The organism is Variovorax paradoxus (assembly GCF_030815975.1).
In the GTDB taxonomy this organism is placed as follows: domain Bacteria; phylum Pseudomonadota; class Gammaproteobacteria; order Burkholderiales; family Burkholderiaceae_C; genus Variovorax; species Variovorax paradoxus_N.
Genome location: NZ_JAUSXL010000001.1, coordinates 83,625 through 103,808, shown reverse-complemented (window position 1 = coordinate 103,808; position 20,184 = coordinate 83,625). Strand labels below are relative to the sequence as shown.

Annotated in this window: 21 protein-coding genes; 14 read left to right on the top strand and 7 right to left on the bottom strand. The window is 68.7% G+C overall.

Going from position 1 to position 20,184, the window contains the following annotated elements; genetic code table 11:
* The first annotated feature begins 6 nt into the window (after positions 1–6).
* Entirely contained in the window at positions 7–1,032 is a 1,026-nt protein-coding gene (locus QFZ47_RS00460; RefSeq protein ID WP_307653743.1) for a LysR family transcriptional regulator, read from the top strand.
* Here the strand turns inward: QFZ47_RS00460 and QFZ47_RS00455 are convergent.
* From QFZ47_RS00455 to QFZ47_RS00430, 6 genes are all read right to left on the bottom strand, one after another.
* Positions 923–1,456, bottom strand: a complete 534-nt coding sequence (locus tag QFZ47_RS00455; RefSeq protein WP_307653742.1) for a GAF domain-containing protein — start codon at positions 1,454–1,456, stop codon at positions 923–925. The genes QFZ47_RS00460 and QFZ47_RS00455 overlap by 110 nt on opposite strands.
* Before the next feature lie 8 nt (positions 1,457–1,464).
* The gene (locus tag QFZ47_RS00450; protein WP_307653741.1) at positions 1,465–2,448 is read right to left on the bottom strand and encodes a Bug family tripartite tricarboxylate transporter substrate binding protein; all 984 of its coding nucleotides are present in this window, start codon (positions 2,446–2,448) and stop codon (positions 1,465–1,467) included.
* A 9-nt stretch (positions 2,449–2,457) separates the two neighbouring features.
* Positions 2,458–3,453, bottom strand: coding sequence for a Bug family tripartite tricarboxylate transporter substrate binding protein (locus QFZ47_RS00445; protein WP_307653740.1), 996 nt, complete (start codon positions 3,451–3,453; stop codon positions 2,458–2,460).
* A gap of 45 nt (positions 3,454–3,498) precedes the next feature.
* Positions 3,499–5,337: a CocE/NonD family hydrolase gene (locus QFZ47_RS00440; protein ID WP_307653739.1), complete on the bottom strand. Its 1,839-nt coding sequence runs from the start codon at positions 5,335–5,337 to the stop codon at positions 3,499–3,501.
* Between the two features lie 198 nt (positions 5,338–5,535).
* On the bottom strand, positions 5,536–6,207 hold the full coding sequence (locus QFZ47_RS00435) for an RraA family protein (protein ID WP_307653738.1): 672 nt from the start codon (positions 6,205–6,207) through the stop codon (positions 5,536–5,538).
* A 26-nt stretch (positions 6,208–6,233) separates the two neighbouring features.
* Entirely contained in the window at positions 6,234–7,442 is a 1,209-nt protein-coding gene (locus QFZ47_RS00430; protein ID WP_307653737.1) for an aspartate transaminase, read from the bottom strand.
* Positions 7,443–7,604: 162 nt separating this feature from the next.
* Between QFZ47_RS00430 and nac the strand changes: the two genes are divergently transcribed.
* The 13 genes from nac to QFZ47_RS00365 all read left to right on the top strand — a co-directional run bounded on the left by nac (position 7,605) and on the right by QFZ47_RS00365 (position 18,312).
* A complete protein-coding gene (gene nac / locus QFZ47_RS00425) occupies positions 7,605–8,543 on the top strand; it encodes a nitrogen assimilation transcriptional regulator NAC (RefSeq protein WP_047786006.1) in 939 nt (312 codons plus the stop codon).
* A gap of 147 nt (positions 8,544–8,690) precedes the next feature.
* Positions 8,691–9,125: an acetyl-CoA carboxylase biotin carboxyl carrier protein gene (locus QFZ47_RS00420; protein WP_307653736.1), complete on the top strand. Its 435-nt coding sequence runs from the start codon at positions 8,691–8,693 to the stop codon at positions 9,123–9,125.
* 13 nt (positions 9,126–9,138) lie between these two features.
* A complete protein-coding gene (accC, locus tag QFZ47_RS00415) occupies positions 9,139–10,491 on the top strand; it encodes an acetyl-CoA carboxylase biotin carboxylase subunit (RefSeq protein ID WP_307653735.1) in 1,353 nt (450 codons plus the stop codon).
* Complete coding sequence (pxpB, locus tag QFZ47_RS00410; RefSeq protein ID WP_307653734.1) at positions 10,464–11,156, top strand: 5-oxoprolinase subunit PxpB; 693 nt, start codon at positions 10,464–10,466, stop codon at positions 11,154–11,156. The genes accC and pxpB overlap by 28 nt, the downstream gene beginning before the upstream one ends.
* The gene (locus QFZ47_RS00405; protein WP_307653733.1) at positions 11,153–12,157 is read left to right on the top strand and encodes a 5-oxoprolinase subunit C family protein; all 1,005 of its coding nucleotides are present in this window, start codon (positions 11,153–11,155) and stop codon (positions 12,155–12,157) included. Before pxpB ends, QFZ47_RS00405 begins: the two co-directional genes overlap by 4 nt.
* A 342-nt stretch (positions 12,158–12,499) precedes the next feature.
* Positions 12,500–12,895, top strand: coding sequence for an acetyl-CoA carboxylase biotin carboxyl carrier protein (locus tag QFZ47_RS00400; RefSeq protein WP_307653732.1), 396 nt, complete (start codon positions 12,500–12,502; stop codon positions 12,893–12,895).
* Between the two features lie 23 nt (positions 12,896–12,918).
* A complete protein-coding gene (locus tag QFZ47_RS00395; protein WP_307653731.1) occupies positions 12,919–13,683 on the top strand; it encodes a LamB/YcsF family protein in 765 nt (254 codons plus the stop codon).
* A gap of 155 nt (positions 13,684–13,838) precedes the next feature.
* Complete coding sequence (locus tag QFZ47_RS00390) at positions 13,839–14,591, top strand: SDR family oxidoreductase (RefSeq protein WP_307653730.1); 753 nt, start codon at positions 13,839–13,841, stop codon at positions 14,589–14,591.
* 31 nt (positions 14,592–14,622) lie between these two features.
* Positions 14,623–15,324 (top strand): amino acid ABC transporter permease, encoded by a 702-nt coding sequence (locus QFZ47_RS00385; protein ID WP_307653729.1) that lies wholly within the window; start codon positions 14,623–14,625, stop codon positions 15,322–15,324.
* Between the two features lie 9 nt (positions 15,325–15,333).
* Positions 15,334–16,092, top strand: a complete 759-nt coding sequence (locus QFZ47_RS00380; RefSeq protein WP_307653728.1) for an amino acid ABC transporter permease — start codon at positions 15,334–15,336, stop codon at positions 16,090–16,092.
* An 81-nt stretch (positions 16,093–16,173) separates the two neighbouring features.
* Entirely contained in the window at positions 16,174–16,908 is a 735-nt protein-coding gene (locus QFZ47_RS00375) for an amino acid ABC transporter ATP-binding protein (protein WP_307654348.1), read from the top strand.
* 38 nt (positions 16,909–16,946) lie between these two features.
* Positions 16,947–17,789: an ABC transporter substrate-binding protein gene (locus QFZ47_RS00370; protein WP_307653727.1), complete on the top strand. Its 843-nt coding sequence runs from the start codon at positions 16,947–16,949 to the stop codon at positions 17,787–17,789.
* 247 nt (positions 17,790–18,036) lie between these two features.
* Complete coding sequence (locus tag QFZ47_RS00365) at positions 18,037–18,312, top strand: hypothetical protein (protein ID WP_307653726.1); 276 nt, start codon at positions 18,037–18,039, stop codon at positions 18,310–18,312.
* 10 nt (positions 18,313–18,322) lie between these two features.
* Here the strand turns inward: QFZ47_RS00365 and QFZ47_RS00360 are convergent, their stop codons facing one another.
* Positions 18,323–20,080 carry a chloride channel protein gene (locus tag QFZ47_RS00360; RefSeq protein ID WP_307653725.1) on the bottom strand — a complete coding sequence of 586 codons (1,758 nt, stop codon included), beginning with the start codon at positions 20,078–20,080 and terminating at the stop codon, positions 18,323–18,325.
* Between the last annotated feature and the right edge of the window lie 104 nt (positions 20,081–20,184).

Sequence of the window (20,184 nt, the reverse complement as noted above, 5' to 3'; positions counted from 1 at the left end):
TTCCACATGGACATCCGGCAGCTGCGCTATTTCGTCAAGGTCGTCGAGCTCAAGAACATCACGACCGCGGCGGAGGCGCTTTTCATCGCCCAGCCCTCCTTGAGCCAGCACATGGCCAATCTGGAGTCGGAGCTCGGCGTGAGCTTGCTGGAGCGCAGCGTCCACGGCACGCGGGCCACGGCCACCGGCGAACTGCTCTATCGCCACGCCAAGACCATCCTGCGGCAGTTCGAAGACACCCGCTCGGCCATCCGGCAGGAGAGCGAGTCGCCATCCGGCCGGGTGGCCATCGGCTTCCCGACCAGCACCTCGCGCATCCTGGCCGCGCCGCTGCTGGAGCGGCTGCAGCAGCGCTATCCACTGATCGAACTGGAACTGGTGGAGGCCTCCAGCGGAGACTTGACCGGGCAGGTGGCGGCCGACCGGCTGGCGCTGGCGATCACGATGGATGCGCGTGCCGATTCGCGCCTGCGCATCGAGCCGATCCTGGAGGAAGAGTTGTTCGTGGTGGTGGCTTCATCGCAGACGGCACCGCGCGCCTTCGGCATCGAGGCCTTCGCCAAGCTGCCGCTGCTGCTGCCCACGCACCCGAACTCCGTGCGCGTGGCCACCGAGCGGCTCCTGCGCGATCGCCAGCTGAAGTTCCGCCTGGTGGCCGAAACCAGCGCGGTGGAAATCCTGATCCTTGCCGTCGAGCGCGGGCTGGGCGCCACGGTGCTGCCGACCGCGGCGTTTGCGCTGGCGCAGCAGCACGGCCGCGTGCGCGGCGTGCCCATCAAGGGGCGGCCGCTGCTGCGCGAGCTGTCGCTGAGCCTGTCGGTTTCGGCGGCGCGCAGCCCCGCCGTGCAATGCGTGCGCGAACTGCTGCTGCGGGTGATCGAGGAGGAGATCGCAAGCAAGCGCTGGAAGGGCGTGCGGCTGTTCAGCGATGCAGAAGCGTCGCCAGGAAAGCCGGCGCCGACAGCTGCGCCCAGGCGGCAATCCGCGGCAGGTCGGCCTCGGCGTAGCGGCCCCGCGCGTGCAGCAGATTGACGGTGCCCAGCACCTGCGCGCCCCAGCGCACCGGCATGTTGACGATGCTCTCGCAGCCCATCGCCAGCAGCGTGGCGTGGTCGGCGTAGTTGTCGACGATGTCCTGGCGGCTGCGGCCGATGAATGGCTCGCCAGAGGCCAGCACATGGCGCATGCGCGGCGCCTGGCCCAGGGTCTTGCGGCCGCCGATGGGGTATTCCAAGGGCCGGCTGCTGTAGGCACGCTGCGATTCGCCGAGTTCGCGGTGGTAGACGAGCACCGTCAGCAACAGGTGGCCCGGTGCGCGCGCCAGGCCGGCATCCAGCGCCTGGAACAGCGCCAGCGCCGGATCGTCCGCGCGCTGCGCCGCCAGCACAGCGGGCAGCGCCACCAAGCCCAGTTCGCGTTCGGCGCGCTCGGCAGCCTGCATGAGGGGATCAAGCATGGATGCAGTCAATCGGGCTTGGCGCCGGATTGCTCGACCACCTTCTTCCACCGCGCAATCTCGGTGCGGATCAGCGCGCCGAATTCGGCCGGCGTGCTTGCAATGGCCGATCCACCCTGCGACTCCAGCGTCGCGCGCATCCTGTCGCTGCGCAGCACGGCAGTGAAATCCCGGCCCAGCCGTTCGAGCACGGCCGGCGGCGTGCCGGCCGGCGCGAACAGGCCATACCAGCCCAGCACCTCGAAGCCGGGGTAGCCTTGCTCCGCGACGGTCGGCACGTCGGGCAGCAGCGGCGAGCGCCGCAGGCTCGTGATGCCCAGCGCCCTGAGGCGGCCCGCCTTGATGTGAGGCAGCGAGGTCAGCACCACATCGAGCATCAGGTCCACGTGGCCGGCGCTGACGTCGGTGAGCGCAGGGCCCGAGCCTTTGTAGGGGATGTGGTTCAGCGCAATGCCCGCGGCCGACTTGAACGACTCGGTCGCCAGGTGATTGGAACTGCCCGAGCCGCTCGACGCGTAGGTCAGTGCGGGCGCCTTCTTTGCCGCCGCAACCAGGTCCGCGAGCGAGCGCACGTTGGCCAGCCGGGGGTTCTGCGGACTGGTGACGATCACGTTCGGGATGGCGGTGATCTCGGTGATGGGCGCGAAGTCCTTCAGCGGGTCGTACGGCAGCTTCGGATACAGGCCCACCGCCGTCGCATGCGAGCTGATCGTGCCCAGCAGCAGCGTGTAGCCGTCCGCCGGCGCCTTGGCGACGAAGTCGGCGCCGATGGTGCTGCCCGCGCCGGGCTTGTTGTCGACCACGAAGGGCTGTCCGGTCCGCACGGTCATCTCCTGTGCGAGCTGGCGCGCCACCAGGTCGGTGGAACCGCCCGCGGAGAAGGGCACGATCAGCTTGACCGGGCGATGGGGATAGGTGTCCTGTGCGTTGGCCGCGGTGCCCCAGCAGCCCAGCAAAGCAACGGTGCAGAGGAGGGCGCTTCGTCTGTCCACAAGCTTCTCCTACTCGACGCGGATGTTGTTCTTGGTGATGAAGGCGCCCCAGAAAGCCTGGTCGTCGATGGCGCGGCGGCGGATCTCCGCTTCGCCGCCGCTCATGGCCGGCAGCGAGAGTTCGGCCAACCGGGCCTTGACGGCGGGGTCCGCCATCACCTTCTGCAGCGCGGCGTTGAAGGTGGCAACGATCTTCGGGTCCAGGCGCGCCGGGCCGGCAATGGCGTACCAGCCGGGCATCGGCGGCACGTTCAGCCCCGCTTCCTTCACCGTCGGCACCTGGGGCCACTGCGGCACGCGGCTGGCGCCGAGCACCGCCACCGCCTGCACCTTGCCCGACTGCACCTGCGGCAGGGCCGCTCCGACCACGCTCACCATGGCGTCGACCTCGCCCGCCAGCACGGCCGTGAGCGCCGCGGCCGATCCCTTGTAGGGCACGTGCATCAGCTTGACCCCTGCGGTGGCCGCGATCAGCTCCATCGCGATGTGCGTGGAGTTGCCGATGCCGGCGCTGCCGAAGGTCAGTTCGCCGTTCTTCGCTTTCGCCTGTTCGAGGAACTGCGCGAAGGTCTTGATGCCGCTCCTGTTGCTCGTCACCAGCACGAAGGGGGTGTCGGCAACCGGCGCAAGAAAAGTGAAGTCCTTCAGCGGGTCGTAGGGCAGGCTCTTGTACAGGGCCGGGTTGAAGGCGATCTGCGACACGCCCGCAAGCACCAGCGTGTAGCCGTCGGCGGGCGCCTTGGCCACGGCGCCCAGGGCCACCAGGCCGTTGGCCGCCGGATTGTTCTCCACCACCACGGCCTGGCCCAACTGCTGGGCGAGCCGGTCGCTGAGCAGGCGCGCGATCACGTCCGAGCCCGATCCCGCCCCCTGCGGCACCACGAGCTTGACCGGCCGCGCGGGCCAGGGCGATTGGGCCAGGGCTGCGACGGGCACGGACAGGAGCGCCGTGCCGGCCAGTGCCAGCATGGGAACGAACGAGCGGCGGGTGATGTCGTGGGCCATGGCGTGCCTCTCTCTTGGTATGTCGAAGAAAAGGGAAGAACAGTGCTACTTCAGCGCGCTGCGCAGCGGAAGATCGAACCAGCTGGCGTCGGCGCCGCGAAGAATCTCCAGCCGCGGCGGCCGCCCGTGCGGCACCTGCGGGCCGTGGCCTTCGTCGCTGCCGCCGATGGACAGCCGGATGCGGCTGCCCGCGGCAAAGGTCCAGGACACCGGCAGCAGCGCGAAGTTCAGGCGCGCGGGCTCGTGGGGCACGAGCAGGCGGGCCGAGGCACGGTCACAGGTGTTCACGGGCCAGCTCGCCACGTAGTCCGGCGATTGCGACAAGCCCTCGCGGTGCAGCGCCCGCAGCAGGCCTTCGGTGACGTAGCGGCAGCTGCCGTCGGCCAGCACCTCGCTCAGATAGACGTAGACGGCCGCGTCGGTCTCCGACGATGCGAGCAGCAGGCTCGCGCTCACGTGGCCGGTCAGTTCGGCGGGCGCGGCCAGCGGTGCGCTGGTGTAGTGCAGGTACTGCGCCTGGCGCTCGGTCCAGTCGGGGTAGTAGTGCTCGATGCCGACGGCGCCCAGCCGTTCCAAACGCGTCTGGCGGCCGGTCGATACGGAGAAGTCGACCTGGTAGGTATCGCGGCCCGGGGTGGCCGGGGCGTGCAGCGCCAGGACGCCATCCGCATCGGGATGGACGCGGCGGGTTCCCGCGACTGGCGGCCATGCATCGGCGGCCTGCCACTTCTCGTCGTGAATGGTGAAGTAGTGCACCGGCTGCTCCTTGTCCAGGCCGGTGTCGATGCCGCGCAGGTGGTGATCGAAGAAGCGCAGCACTTCGGCCAGCAGCGGAAAGTCCGAGCCGGTTTGCTCGCGCCAGGGTGAGACGTTGCTGCGGGCGCCGTGGTCCCAGGGGCCGAGCAGCAGGCGGTGCTGGTGCCTGGGCAGTGTCAGGAAGCGCGTGATCGCCGAGTTGCTGTAGCCGGCACCGTCGTACCAACCCGAGATGGAGTAGATCGCCACGTCCTCGGGGATCTGCCGTGCATAGTGGCCGGGGCTGCAAACGTCGAGCGTCAATGCGGGGTCATGCAGCGTTCCATCGTGCTGGAACGGGAGCTCGCGGGCCATGTCGTTCAGCCGGCAGTTGCTGCGGTGCTGGTGCAGGGCCTGGGCCAGCAGGTGGCCATCGGCATCGGCGTCCACCGGCTGCGGCCCCGCGAACAGCGGATTGCCGTAGTACGCGAACTTGGCAAGAGCGGGGCGGTCGTCCTGGTCGAGCGCGACCATGAGTTCGTCGTAGCGACCGGTCCAGATGGTGGAGAGCACGCCGCCCACGTAGAGCTGGTCGGTGTAGATGTCGGTGACGGCGAACAGCGGTGCGATGGCCTTGACCGCGGGGTGCCGCGTGCTGGCGAGGAACACCGCCGCCGCGCCCAGGTACGAAATGCCGGTCGAGCCAATGCGCCCGTCGCTCCACGGTTGCTGCACGATCCACTCGGCGATCTCGCCGTAGTCATCGCGCTCCTTCGGCGAGCGCAATGCGTCGCGCGTGCCAAAGCTCGCGCCGGTGCCCCGCACGTCCACCACCACCACGGCGTAGCCATGCGGCACGAAGAAATCGCGGTAGCGGCCGCAGTTGGGGCTGGCCTCCACCGTGGGGTCGATGGTCACGAAGCGCCGGTAGTAAGGCGTGAAGATGACGATGGTGGGCAGGCGGGCGGGCGGCTGCGCGCCATCGCGGGCCTGGGGCAGGTAGTAGTCGAGCGCGATGCGGCAGCCGTCGCGCATCGTGACGTAGAGCGACGCCGGCCGCCCGGGCAGGCCGAAGGCGGCCTTGCGGCCGGCGAGGTAGGCGCTGGGCGTCAGGTGCCAGGCGCCTGGCGTGCTATCGCGGTCCGACATGAGGCGAGGTACTTTCCTGAAGACATATGGAGAGAGACGGCGTTGTCACCGTCCTGTCATTCTGGGAATGCGCGCTCGCGTTGAAAAATGCGAAATCCCGATCGATCCATAGGTTGAACCTATGGAAGGAAGCGATGCTTCGCCGCCCCCGCCGAACAACCTACCGAAACATCAGAACCATCTGGCGGCACGCGTGATTCAGTTGGCGCAGCGCGCCTCGAGCACGTCGATGAAGGCGCGGTCCCAGCGGCCTTCCTTCATGGCGCGGATGGTCTCTGCTTCCGTCGCCAGGTGCGCGCGCGCCTTCTCGATCAGCAGCTCGGCCTCGTCCGGCGCAAACGCCATCAGCCCGTCCTGGTCGCCGACCACGATGTCGCCGGGATTGACGACCATCCCGCCGACGGACACCGGCACGTTGATCTCGCCAGGGCCGTCCTTGTAGGGACCGCGGTGGGTGACGCCGCGCGCGTAGACCGGGAACTCGCGTGCCCGGATCTCGGCCACGTCGCGGATCGCGCCGTCGATCACCACGCCCACGGTTCCGATATGCGCGGCGTAGAACGAGAGGATGCCGCCCACCACCGCGTTGTTGAGGTCGCCGCCGGCATCGATCACCAGCACGTCGCCGGGCCGGCAGAACTCCAGGGCGCGCAGATACGTGAGGTTGTCGCCTCCGCGCGAGCGTGCCGTGACGGCCGTGCCCGCCATGGTCCGGGTGGCTGGGCGGTGGTAGGGATGCAGGCCGGTGCTGCCGATGTTGCGGTGCATGTTGTCGCTCAGCGCCGCAACAGGAATCTCCCGCAGCGCGGCGAGGATCTTGGGGGCGACCGGTGCGGCCGAAGGATTCTTGCGGATGGCTTTGTAGGGCATGGTTTCCTCGATGAGTCGGAAGCGCGTCAGCGCAGGGCGGCCACGGCCCGCGCGATGCGCATGCAGCCTTCTTCCAGCGTCTTGATGGCGGTGGCGATGGAGAGACGAAAGTACGGCGACAGCCCGTAGGCGGTGCCCGCGACCACGGCCACGCCTTCGCTTTCGAGCAGGTACATCACCACGTCGCCGTCTTCGTCCAGCCGCTTGCCCTCTGGCGTGGTCTTGCCGATCAGGCCGCCGCAGTGGATGTAGAGGTAGAAGGCGCCGGGCGGCGGAGTGCACCTCAGGCCGGAGATGTCGTTGACGAGCGCCAGGGTGCGGTCGCGGCGCTGCTTGTAGACGGCCACGCTCTCGGCCACGAAGCTCTGGTCGCCGTTCATCGCCGCCGCAGCGGCCGCCTGGCTCACCGAGCAGCAGTTGCCGGCGGACTGCGACAGCAGCGTGTCCATCGCCTGGACCAGGTCGGCCGGACCGGCTGCATAGCCGATGCGCCAACCCGTCATCGCATAGGTCTTGGAGACGCCGTTGACCACCAGCGTGCGCTCGCGCAGCGCGGGCGCCACCGCGAGCAGGTGCGGCGTCGGCTGGCCGTCGAAGCGGATGTGCTCGTAGATGTCGTCGGTCATCACCATCACCTGCGGATGGCGCTGCAGCACCTCGGCCAGCGCGCGGTATTCGTCGGCGGTGTAGCTCGCGCCGGTCGGGTTGCTCGGCGAGTTGATCAGCAGCCAGCGCGTGCGCGGCGTGATCGCGGCCTCCAGCTGCGCGGGCGTCAGCTTGAAGCCGTCGCTCTCGGGGCAGGCCACGGTGACCGGCGTGCCTTCGCAGGCCAGCACCATGTCGGGGTACGACACCCAGTAGGGTGCGGGAACGATGACTTCGTCGCCCGGCTCCAGCGTGACGGCGAAGGCGTTGTAGATCGCGCTCTTGGCGCCGCTGGTGGCGATGATCTCGTTCATCGCGTAGTGCAGGCCGTTCTCGCGCTCGAGCTTGGCGGCGATGGCCTGGCGCAGCTCCACCGTGCCGGCCATCAGGGTGTAGCGCGTCGCGCCTTTCTCGATGGCGGCGGCGGCAGCTTGCCGGATGTGGGCCGGCGTGTCGAAGTCGGGCTCGCCCACCACCAGGTTCACGATCGACTTGCCCTGGCGGCGCAGCTCGTTGGCGCGGTCGGCGGCCGAGGTGCTGGGCGAGGGCTTGATGCGCCGCACGCGGGCGGCAATGCGGGAGGGCGTCACTTGTCTTCCTGGGTTGGGGATGGCATGGACCGAACGGTACGCACATCGATCCCGCGAGGCCAAGACGAGATTGCACTGGTTGTATAGGCGCAGCTTATGGTGAGCCCCGATGGCCGCTGCGCGGGGGCGGTGCTAGGCTCGGCTTTTGCTTGGGGACAAGGCGTGAACCTGCGACGCCTCAAATATTTCGTGAAGATCGTGGACATCGGCAGCCTGACGCAGGCGGCCGAGGTTCTTTTCATCGCCCAGCCTGCGCTGAGCCAGCAACTGGCCACGCTGGAGGGCGAGGTGCGCCAGCAGCTGCTCGTGCGCACCAAGCGCGGCGTCACGCCCACCGAGGCCGGCAAGGTGCTGTACCGGCATGCGCAGATCATCCTGCGCCAGTGCGAGCAGGCGCGCGTGGACATGGAAGCGGCCGGCGAAGGGCTCTCGGGCCAGGTGTCGGTGGGGCTTGCGCCCGGCACGGCCGCATCCGCGCTCTCGCTGCCGCTGCTGCGCACCGTGCGCGCGCGCCACCCCGGCATCCTGCTCTACCTGAACGAGAACTACGGCACCACGCTGAGCGAGCTCATCATGAACGGCCGCATGGACCTGGCCGTGCTCTACGGCGACAAGGCGATCCATGGCCTGAGCTTCCTGCCGCTGCTGAAAGAGCCGCTGTTCCTGGTCGGGCCGCGTGCCATGCCGGCGCCCGCGCAGCCGGTGAAGCTGGCCGACCTGCGCGACATCGAGCTCTTCCTGCCGCGCCCCTACAACGTGGTGCGCAAGCTGGTCGACGCGGCCTTCGTGCGCGCGGGCATGGTGCCGCGCGTGGTGGCCGAGATCGAGTCGGCCTTCACGCTCACGGCAGCCATTGCCGACGGGCTGGGCGCCACCATCCTGCCGGCGTCGATGGCGCGCGAAGTGGTGGCGGCCTGCGGGGCCTGGCAGTTCCAGATCGTCGACCCGGTCATCGAGGCGCCGCTGGCGCTGTGCCAGTCCGACCACCTGCCGCTCTCGGAACCGGCGCAGGCGGTGAAGAGCATCCTGCTCGAACTCGTGGTCGACCTCGCCGGCACCTTCGCGGCCACGCCCGAACCCGAGCTGGCCGCGCTGTCGTAGCGCGCGGTCATAAGCCGGCCTTATCCCGGCACAGTCATTCCGTCTTGGGCTTTGTGCCCGCGGACCGTTACCTTTCAAGCCTGCCGTCACGCGTTCGCGGAATGCGTCGGCCACCAAGGATGTTCTGTCGCCACAGGCAGGCCCGGCATGAAGCAGGAACAGATCAAGACGCTCATCGACGCACTCGCGGCCTCGGACCTCGCGGAGCTGGAGTACAGCGAAGACGGCAGCACGTTGCGGCTGGTGAAGCAATCGGCGCTGGCGGCCGCGCCCGCCGCGCGGCGACCGACTGCCGCGCGCAAGGCGCCCGCGGCGTTGTCCGCGGAACCGGGGCCACCGGCGGCTGTCGCGGCCGAATGCCTCGCACCGCTCTACGGCGTGGTGCACCTGCAGCCCGCCCCGGGCGAGCCGCCCTTCGTGCAGCCGGGGCAGGCCGTCGAGGTCGGCCAGATGCTCTGCGTGATCGAGGCCATGAAGATGTTCAACGAAGTCCGCGCCGATGCCGCCGCCACCGTGCAGACCGTGCTGGTGCATTCGGGCCAGGAAGTGGACGCAGGGCAGCCCCTGTTCCGCTTCGGTTGAGGAAAGCCGCGCCATGTTCGATACCGTCCTCATTGCCAACCGCGGCGAGATCGCCCTGCGCATCCTGCGCGCCTGCCGCGGCCTGGGCCTCCGGACCGTGGTCGCGCATTCCGAGGCCGACAGCGAAGCCAGCTACGTTGCACAGGCCGACCAGGCGCTGTGCATCGGACCGTCCGCGCCGGGGCAGAGCTACCTGAACCAGTCCGCCCTCCTGTTCGCTGCCGAAGTCAGCGGCGCGCAGGCCATCCATCCGGGCTACGGCTTCCTGTCGGAGAACGCGGGCTTTGCCGCGCGCGTCGAGCAGGCCGGCCTGGTCTTCATCGGCCCCAGTGCCGCCTGCATCCGCAACATGGGCGACAAGGTCTCGGCCAAGCGCGCGATGCGCAAGGCCGGCGTGCCCTGCGTGCCGGGTCACGACGAGGCGCTGCCGCAAGACCCGGCCGCCGTGCAGGCCATCGCGCGCGAGATCGGCTACCCGGTGATCGTCAAGGCCGCGGGCGGCGGCGGCGGGCGCGGCATGCGCGTGGTGCAGGGCGAAGCGGCGCTGCTGGATGCGATGGCGCTGACGCGCGAGGAAGCGCGCCAGGCCTTCGGCAACCCCGAGGTCTACATCGAGAAGTTCCTGCTGCATCCGCGCCATGTCGAGATCCAGGTGCTGGCCGACAGCCACGGCAACGCCGTGTGGCTGGGCAGCCGCGACTGCTCGCTGCAGCGCCGCCACCAGAAGGTGATCGAGGAGGCGCCCGCGCCCGGCATCGACGACGCGCTGATGGCCGAGGTGGGCGAGCGCTGCGCGGCCGCCTGCCGGCAGATCGGCTACTGCGGCGTCGGCACCTTCGAGTTCCTCTACGAGAAGGGGGCCTTCTATTTCATCGAGATGAACACCCGCCTGCAGGTCGAGCACCCGGTGACCGAGATGACCGCGGGCATCGACATCGTGCAGCAGCAGTTGCGCATGGCGCGCGGCGAGCGCCTTGCGCTGGTGCAGCACGAGCTGCGCTGCCAGGGCCACGCGATCGAGTGCCGCATCAACGCCGAGAACCCCGAGACCTTCGCGCCTTCGCCCGGCCGCATCACCGGCTGGCAGGTGCCGGGCGGCTTCGGCGTGCGGGTCGATTCGCATGCCAACGCCGGCTACCGCGTGCCGCCTTACTACGACTCGATGATCGCCAAGCTGATCGTGCACGGCAGCACGCGCGCCGATGCGCTGGACCGCATGCGCCTCGCGCTCGCCGAGATGCGCATCGACGGCATCGCGACCAACGTGCCCCTGCACCGCGAACTGCTGCGCGACGAGGGCTTTGCGGCCGGCGGCGTGGACATCCACCACCTCGAGCGATGGCTGCAGCAAAGGAGCGCAGCGTGATCGCGCAGCAGCCATCGGTCAGCCTGCTGGGCACGACCGCGCTGATCTTCGAAGCGCCGGGCGAGATGAACCTCAGCTCGCAGCAGCGCATCTGGGCGCTGGCGCACCAGACCCAGGCCTGGCCGGAAATCCGCGAAGCCGTGCCAGGCATGAACAACCTGATGCTGACCTTCCTGCACCCGCCGCGCGGCCCCGGTGCGCTCGCAGCCCTGGAGGCGCGCCTGCGCGATGCGTGGGACGCGGCCGTCGCGCTGCCGCGGGAAGGCCGCGTGGTCGAGCTGCCCGTGGTCTACGGCGGCGCGGGCGGCCCGCACATGGCCGACGTGGTGGCGCACACGGGCCTGAGCGTCGAGCAGATCGTCGAGCTGCACAGCGCGCCGCTCTACCCGGTGTACGCGCTCGGCAGCCATCCGGGCTACTGCTACCTGGGCGGCATGGACGCGCGCATTGCCACGCCGCGCCGCAAGGTGCCGGTGCTCAGCATTCCGGGCGGCGCGGTGTCGATTGGCGGCGCGCAGACCGGCGTGTCGGCCTCGGCCGGGCCCAGCGGCTGGAACACCATCGGCAGCACCTCGATGTCCTTCTTCGATCCGGCGCAGGACCCGCCCGCGGCGCTGCAGCCGGGCGACATGATTCGTTTCCGCGTGGAGGGCATCGTCCGATGATCGAAGTGCTTTCCTCGGCCGCGCTCGCCACCGTGCAGGACCTGGGGCGCACCGGCAGCCTGCGCTGGGGCGTCGGCACCTCGGGTGCCATGGACAACCTGGCGCTCGCGGCCGGCAACCTGCTGCTGGGCAATGCGCTCGATGCGGCCGCCATCGAAGTGCCCGTGTTTCCCTTCAAGGTGCGCTTCGGCGAGGACTGTGCCTTCGCGCTGACCGGCGCCGATTGCGCGGCCCGGCTGGACGACCAGCCGCTGCTGCCCTGGTGGGTGCACCAGGCGCGGGCCGGGCAGGTGCTGACGCTGGGCCTGCCGCAAGGCGGCGCGCAGCAGCGCGGCAGCCGCGCCATGCTGTGCCTGGCCGGCGGGGTCGACGTGCCCGAAGTGCTGGGCTCGCGCAGCACGCAGCTGCGCGGCGCGTTCGGTGGCCACGAAGGGCGTGCGCTGCGCCGGGGCGATGTGCTGCGCGCGGCCGGTGCGGGTGCTGCGTGCAAGACCGGCTTCGGCCTCGTGCCGCCCGCGCTCGCATTGCCGCTGCAGTGCGACGGCGTCGCGGCCGTGCGCGTCTTGCCCGCAGCCGAGTACATGGCCTTCGAACCGGCATCGCGCGCCGCCTTCTGGGCCGGCGAATGGAAGATCACCTCCCAGAGCGACCGCTACGGCTACCGCCTGGAGGGCGAGGCGCTGCGCCCCATCGCACCCATGGAGTTGCGCTCGCACGGCATCGTGCCCGGCGTGATCCAGGTGCCGCACAGCGGACAGCCGATCATCCAGATGCGCGACGCCCAGCCCTCGGGGGGGTACCCCAAGTTCGGCACGGTGATCGAGGCCGACATGTGGCGCCTCGGCCAGGCGCCGATCGGCAGCCGCGTGCGTTTCATCGAAACCACCTGGGACGAAGCGCTGGCCGCGCTCGACGAAGTGTGCGCCTGGCTCGACAAGGTGGCGCGCATGGTGGAACTGCACCGCGGTGCGCCTGTGGCTGCAGCGAGGCAACCGGGATGACGCCTTGCCTTTTGATTCGTCGCGTTGTGTTTGGGCGCTGTTGTTCAGGGCGCGCTCCCGCCGACGGGGTACCTTGCTCCGCGAATGTCCCCCGGCCTGCGGCCTCCTCCTTTATTTCGCTGCGCAAGGCACCCCATCAGCGGGAGCGTTGGACAGAGCGGTCGTTGATCAGCTGTGCACACAGAGCGTGCCCAGGTGCACAGGGCACCGGGTGCTCCCCGCAGCGAAATCAAGGAGGAGGCGAAGCCGGGGGACATTCGCGGAGGGGAGTACCCGGTGTCCTGTGCACGCGCCCCGAACACGAGCAACCGGGAACACAACAACGCAAGGTGAAAAGCTGACATGCAGGACACCGCACTGCGTACTCCGCAGCTGGCTGCCTGGCTGGCCGGCACCGACATCGGCCTGCTCGAACTGCGCACGCCGCAGGGCACCCTGCGCCTCGGCCGGCAGGGCGATGAAATCATCGAACTGCCGGATGAAGAAACCGGGCCCGAACTCCTGGTCATCCACGCCCCCTCGGTCGGCCTGTTCCTGCACAGCCATCCGCTGGCCGCCGCGCCGCTCGCGCGCATCGGCGAACGCGTGGACGCCGGCCAGGCCGTTGGCCTGCTGAAGATCGGCCCGCTGCTGCTGCCCGTGAATGCGCCGCAGGCCGGCATCGTCGACGGTATCCGCGCAGCCGACGGCCTTGCGGTCGGCTACGGCGCGCCGCTGGTCGACCTGCACCCCCTCTGACGAACGAGCAAGGAAGAATCCCCATGGACATCGACCTGAATGCAGACCTCGGCGAAGGCTTCGGCCCCTGGCGCATGGGCGAGGACGAAGCGCTGCTCGACATCGTTTCTTCCGCCAACGTGGCCTGCGGCTTCCATGCGGGCGACCCGGTCATCATGGACCGCACCGTGCGCATGGCGCGCGCGCGGGGCGTCGACGTGGGCGCGCACGTGGGCTTTCCCGACCTGCTCGGGTTCGGCCGCCGGCCGATGCAGATCGAGCCGAAGGAACTCGTCGCCTACGTTCTCTATCAGCTGAGCGCGCTGGACGGCATGGCGCGCACCGCGGGCCATCGCATGACGCACATGAGCTTTCACGGCGCGCTCGGCAACATGGCAGCGGCCGACGCCGCGCTCGCCGAGCCGCTGGTGCGCGCCGTGGCCGACTTCGATCCCTCGCTCACCATCAGTTCTTCCGCCAGCCGTGCCATCGAGGATGCGGCCGCGCGCTGCGGCCTGCGCGTGCGCACCACCTTCCTGGCCGACCGCGCCTGCGACGACGACGGCCTGCTGGTGCCGCGCAAGCTGCCCGATTCGGTGATTCACGACCAGGGCGCGGTGCTGGCGCGCGTGCGCCAGCTGCTGGAGGAGGGCACGGTCACCAGCTACAGCGGCAAGAAGATCCCGATGCGCGCACATTCGATCCTGCTGCATGGCGACACGCCCGGCGCGGTGGAGCTGGCCCGCGCCGTGCGCGGCGTGGTCGAGCAGGCGGGGCGCGTGGTGCCCATTTCGAAGCAGCCGGACTAGCCCGGACTTGGTGCTTACCCTAGGCCGCGCGCACGAACACGGGGCAACATAAGGGCGGCTTATCGCTCCACAGCCAATCCGTCTTGGCGCCGCGAAGAAGCGCTCGATACAGTGAATTCGAAGCAGTGATCTCCAGTTCCACGAAAGAAACAAAGATGCCGTTCTCTGACTACAAGACCGCGCTGGTAACGGGTGCCTCCTCGGGCATCGGCGCCGCCGTCGTCGAGCGCCTCTGCAAGGAAGGCCTCACGGTCCACGCGCTGGCGCGCAGCGCCAACAAGCTGGCCGAGCTGGCCGCGCGCACCGGCTGCATCCCGCACGCCATCGACGTGAGCGACCTCGCCGGCATCACCCGCCTCACGCAGGAGGTGGCGTTCGACGTGCTGGTCAACAACGCCGGCGTGGACCGCCCCGGCTCCATCCTCAAGGCGGACGCCGAGGGCATCGACCTGCTGGTCGACGTGAACCTGCGCGCCGTGCTGCATCTGTGCCGGCTCGTGGTGCCCGGCATGGCCGCGCGCGACCGCGGCCACGTGGTCAACATCAGCTCCATTGCGGCGGCCTACAACTTCGGCGGCAACAGCACCTACCACGCGACCAAGGCGGCCGTGAGCATGCTGTCGCGCCAGCTGCGCATCGACGTCTTCGGCAAGCGCGTGCGGGTGACCGAGATCTGCCCGGGCCGCGTGGCCACCGACATCTTCGCGCACGTGCACGGCGACTCCGAAGAGACCCGCAAGCGCTTCGTCGAAGGCTACGAACTGCCGCAGGCCGAAGACATCGCCAACGCCATCGCCTTCGCGATTGCGGCGCCCATCGCGGTCAACGTGGGCCATATGGAAATCACGCCCACGCTGCAGGTGCCCGGCGGGCTCTCGACCGCGCGGCCGGACGCGCCGCAAGCCTGAGCGCCTCTCACGCCACCTCAAGGAACAGCGCATGAAGGACTTCGACCTGCTGGCGATCTTGCTGAAGCCGGAGTTCGGCGCGATGCTCTGGCACGGCCTGCAGGAGACGCTGAAGATCGCGGCCGGTTCCTGGCTGCTGGCGATGGCGATGGCGGTCGTGCTGCTGGTCGTGCGACTCACCCCGAGCCGGCTGGCCGAACGCGTGGTGGCCGGATATGTCTCCTACCACCGCAACGTGCCCACGCTGGTGCAGCTCATGCTCTGGTACTTCGGCATCTTCAGCCTGCTGCCCGATGCGCTGCAGGGCTGGCTGTCGGTGCACAACGCCGAGACGATTCTCTCGATCGTCGCGCTCGGGCTCTGCCAGGCGGCCTACTTCAGCGAGGACATGCGCTCGGGCCTGCGCTCGATCCCGGCCGGGCAGGCCGAGGCCGCGCGCGCGCTCGGCCATGGCTACATCGGTTCGATGCGCCACGTGATGCTGCCGCAGGCCATCCGCAACGCGGTGCCGGCACTGGTGAACCACAGCGTATCGCTGTTCAAGAACAGCAGCCTGGCGATGGCCATCGGCGTGGCCGAGCTGACCCATGCGGTGAAGGAAATCGAGAGCCAGAGCTTTCGCACCTTCGAGGCCTACAGCATGGCGACGGTGCTGTACCTCGTGTGCTCGCTGCTCATCATGGCGGTGGGCGGCTGGCTGTCGCGGCGCTACCGCATCGTCGGAGCGAGGTAAGAGGAAGCCATGTTCAGCGTCTTTGAAATCCTCCGCGACAACTGGCTGCTGCTGCTCGTCGGCCAGTACCCCAGCGGGCCGCTCGGCGGCATCGTCGCCACGCTGATCCTGTCGGTGCTGGGCATCGTGCTGGCGTTTCCGCTGTCGGTGCTGCTGGCGCTCGCGCGGCTGTCGCCCTGGCGCCTGCTGCGCTGGCCGGCCACGGTGCTGGTCTACGTGGTGCGCGGCGTGCCGCTCCTGATGGTGATCCTGTGGGTCTACTTCCTGGTGCCGATCCTGATCGGGCGGGACGTGTCGGGCTTCACCACCATGCTGTGCACGCTGGTGATCTACGAGGGTGCCTACCTGTCGGAGGTGGTGCGCGCCGGCATCCAGGCCCTGCCCAAGGGCCAGACCGAGGCGGCGCGCGCGCTCGGCCACAGCCACCTCGGCACGATGTGGTTCGTGATCCTGCCGCAGGCGCTCTACAACATGCTGCCGAGCATGCTGAGCCAGTTCATCTCCACCATCAAGGAAACGACGCTGGGCTACGTCATCAACGTGCAGGAGCTGACCTTCGCGGCCAACCAGATCAACAACCAGCTGCTGACCAAGCCGTTCCAGGTGTTCTTCATCCTGGCGATGACGTACTACGTCGTCTGCTTCAGCCTGACGCAGCTCGCGCAGTGGCTGGAGCGGCGCATCGCCCACAAGCGGCTCGGCGCCGCCGCCGAGAAGGCTCCCGAAGACGGCGCTTCGCTGCCGCCGCCGGTGGTGGTGAATCCGTGAGGCCGCGCACGACGGCCATCGACCACAAGACCAGGAGACAGCGCCATGAACCCCGTTCCACACCCCGCAGGGGATGACACCATGATCCTGTTCTCCAACATCAACAAGTGGTATGGCGACTACCAGGCGCTCGCCGACGTCAACGCCGAAGTGAAGAAGGGCGAGGTCGTGGTGGTCTGCGGGCCTTCAGGTTCCGGCAAGTCCACGCTGATCCGCACCGTCAACCGGCTGGAGGAAGTGAAGTCGGGGCAACTGCTGTTCGACGGCCACGACATCCATGCGCCCATGAGCAGCATGGCGCTCAACAAGCTGCGCAGCCGCATCGGCTTCGTGTTCCAGAGCTTCAACCTGTTTCCGCATCTCTCGGTGCTGGAGAACATCATGCTGTCGCCCATGCGCGTGCTGGGCGTGAGGCGCTCCGAGGCGAAGGCGAGGGCGGCGCAGCTGCTCGAGCGCGTGGGCCTGTCGAACAAGGCCGGTGCGTATCCGGCGCAGCTCTCGGGCGGGCAGCAGCAGCGCGTGGCCATTGCCCGTGCGCTCGCCATGGAGCCGCCCGCGATGCTGTTCGACGAGCCCACCAGCGCGCTCGACCCCGAGATGGTGGGCGAGGTGCTGTCGGTGATGCGCAGCCTGGCCAACGACGGCATGACCATGATGTGCGTCACGCACGAGATGAATTTCGCCCGCGAGGTGGCCGACCGCGTCTGGTTCATGGACGCGGGCCGCATCCTCGAGAAGGCCGGCCCCGAAACTTTCTTCAAGAGTCCGCAGCATCCGCGCGCGCAGCGTTTCCTGTCGGATCTGCGCGCGCATTGAGCCGTCGTTTTTTTCTCAGCATCCTTCAGGAGCTCACCATGTCGAACAGAACCGCTTTTCGTTTCACCGCCCTCGGCGCCTGTCTTTGCGCTGCGTCCTTGCTGGCCCACGCCGACCAGTGGAGCGACATCAGCGCACGCAAGGAACTGCGCTGCGGCACCTTTGCCGACGTGCCGCCGTTCGCGGCACCCGATCCGAAGACGCGCGAGATGGTGGGCCACGACGTCGACCTGTGCCAGGCGCTGGCCAAGGAACTGGGCTTGATGGCCAAGGTCACGCCGCTGTCGGTGGAGGCGCGCGTGCCCGAGGTCAAGCTCGGCCGGGTCGACGTGACCATTGCCAACCTGGCCTACACCAAAAGCCGCGGCGAGCAGATCCAGTTCAGCGATCCGTACTACGTGGCCAAGGAAATGCTCGCGGTGAAGGCGTCCGACCCGGGCACGAGCAAGGCCGACTTCAAGGGCAAGCGCCTGAGCTCGACCAAGGGCTCGACCTCCGAGCTGTCGATCAAGATGAACGGCTCGGAGCCGGTCACCTTCCAGGACACAGGTTCGGCCTTCATGGCGGTGCAGCAGAACAAGTCGGTCGGCATGGTCGCGAACACGATGACCATCACCAAGCTGGTCAACCAGTCCAAGGCCGAGGGCGTGGCGCTGAAGATGATCAAGGAGCCGATGGTGCTGCAGCCCATCGGCGTCGGCATGAAGAAGGACGAGCCCGTGCTGCTGGCCAAGGTGAACGGCGCGCTCTATGCGCTGGAGAAGTCGGGCGAGCTCGACAAGCTCTGGGCCAAGTGGCTCGGCCCGAACACCGAATACAAGATGGTGCGCGAAGAAAAGGTCACGCCGCTGGCCGACCTCAAGTTCGAGCTCCTGCCCTGAGCGTGTCCGCTTCGCCCGCCAGTGGACGCGACTGGCTATAAGAACTAATTATTAAAACGAAACTGCGTATTGTTTTTGCGTGTTCTACGACCGCAGGGTCGAGGAACTGCTTCTCCACCCCGCTTCCGGGCGTGCACGGGCTATGCCGTGTGGCCAGATGCGGGAAAGGGTACTTAAGGCTACATTCTCCAGACCAAGAAAAGCCGGCATCTTTGGGTCGAACAAGCGCCGGCGATCGGAGGATCGAATGCCGCTCTTGTTTTTGCTGAGGCTGCAGCACACGCTGCTGCCCGTCCGAGTCGCCCTTCCGGAGGAAGTGCGGATCGTCTCCGTGCTCGTGGCCACGGGTTTGATCGAGGCCGAGTTCGCACCCGTGAGGCCTACCGGCCGGGACGCTGCATCGCGTTTTGCGACGGTCAAGCGCATCACCGAGGAAGGCCTCGCAGAGATCGCCAAGGTGAGCGACGCGCCCAAGTTCGTGAAGACCTCGATGCAGTTCGCGCGCGGATTGCGCTTGATGTAGGGCCTGCGGCTCAGGCCTGCCACGGCAGCCCGCGCATCCGCTCGCGCTTTTCTTCCTCGTCGAAGTGCGCGAGCGAGGGCTTGATCAGGTCGCTGCGCGCCACGATGCCCACCAGAACGAGCGACTGCGCGTCCTTCACCACGGGCAGCCGTTCGAGCCGGTGGCGCGCAAGCCGCGTGGCCACCGCCCGGCAGTTCTCGCCCGGCAGCGCAAAGAACAGCGGCACGTCGGCGCACGCATCACCCACGGTGGCAATGGGATCGCGCGTGCCGCACGCGGCCAGCATCGCGCGGTCCGCCACGCCGATCACCGCGCCGTTGCTCACCACCGGAAACGCGCGGTGGGCCTGGCCATCGCCGAAATGCTCGAACAGCGCCCGCGCCACGGGCAGGGCCGCATCGATGCTGCGCACCTCGCGCGTCATGACTTCTTCCACCGCGTGCCGCTCGAGCGGATCGACGCCGTATTCACGGTAGATGTGATAGCCCCGGCGCGCGATCTTCTCGGTGAGGATGGAGCGGCGCATGGTCAGCACCGTGAAGCCGTAGGCCACGGCGGACGTGGTCAGCAGCGGCAGCAGCGCATTGCTGTCGTGCGTGAGCCCGAAGGCGAAGATGGTGGCGGTGAGCGGCGCGCGCATCACGCCGCCCAGCGTGGCGGCCATGCAGACCAGCGGCCACAGCATCGGGTCGTTGCCGGGCAGCACGTGCGAGAGCACCACGCCGAGGCCGGCGCCCATCATCAGGAGCGGCGCAAGCACGCCGCCCGAGGTGCCCGACCCGAGCGAGATGACCCAGATCACCGCCTTCACCGCCAGCAGCGCGGCCACCACGCCGAGCGCCAGGTGGTTGTGCAGCAGGTCGCCGATCACGTCATAGCCCACCCCCAGCGCGCGCGGCTCGAAGTAGCCGCCAATGCCGACGGCGAGGCCACCGATCGCCGGCCACCACATCCAGTGGATCGGCAGCTTGCCGAACAGGTCTTCGACCTTGTAGAGCGAGATCGAGAGCGAAGCCGACAACGCGCCACACAAGAGCCCCGCGACCACGCATGAAAGCATCGCGAGCGGCCCTGGCACGGCAGTCTGCAACGGGAACAGCGGGCCGGGGTCCATCAGCAGCGGGCGCGTGAACCCCGCCACCGCACAGGCCACGGCCACCGGCAGCAGGCTGCGCGGCCTCAGTTCGAACAGCAGCAGTTCAACGGCCAGCAGCACAGCGGCCACGGGGGTGCCGAACACGGCCGTCATGCCCGCGGTGGCGCCCGCCACCAGCAGCGCCTTGCGCTCGGCGGCCGTGAGATGGAAATGCTGCGCGATCAGCGAGCCGATGGCGCCGCCGGTCATGATGATCGGGCCTTCGGCGCCGAACGGCCCGCCGCTGCCGATCACGATGCCCGAGGACAGCGGCTTGAGCAGCGCGACCTTCGGCGACATCTTGCTCTTGCCGAACAGGATCGCCTCGATGGCCTCGGGGATGCCGTGGCCGCGGATCTTGTCGGAGCCGTAGCGCGCGATCAGGCCCACCATCAGCCCGCCGATCACCGGCACCGCGATGACCCAGGCGCCCAGCGTGTGCCCGGCCGGCGAACGATCGGCCAGCGAGAAGGTCTGGAAGAAGAACAGGTTGGTGAAGAAGCGGATCAGGTCGAGCAGCACGCGCGCGGCCCCGGTGCTGACGGCCCCGATGACCATCGCCATGACGGTGATCCGCAACAGGCGCGAGTTGAGGGCAAAGTCGCCGCGGAGCGGGTGGGGGGCAGGGATCATGGCTGTTCGGGAAGGTCGATCTGCCTCATCCGAGGCCAGCCCTCGAATATATCATTTTATGACATATTCAGCCTTGCCCTCCCTCGTGGCCGGCGCCGGGTGGG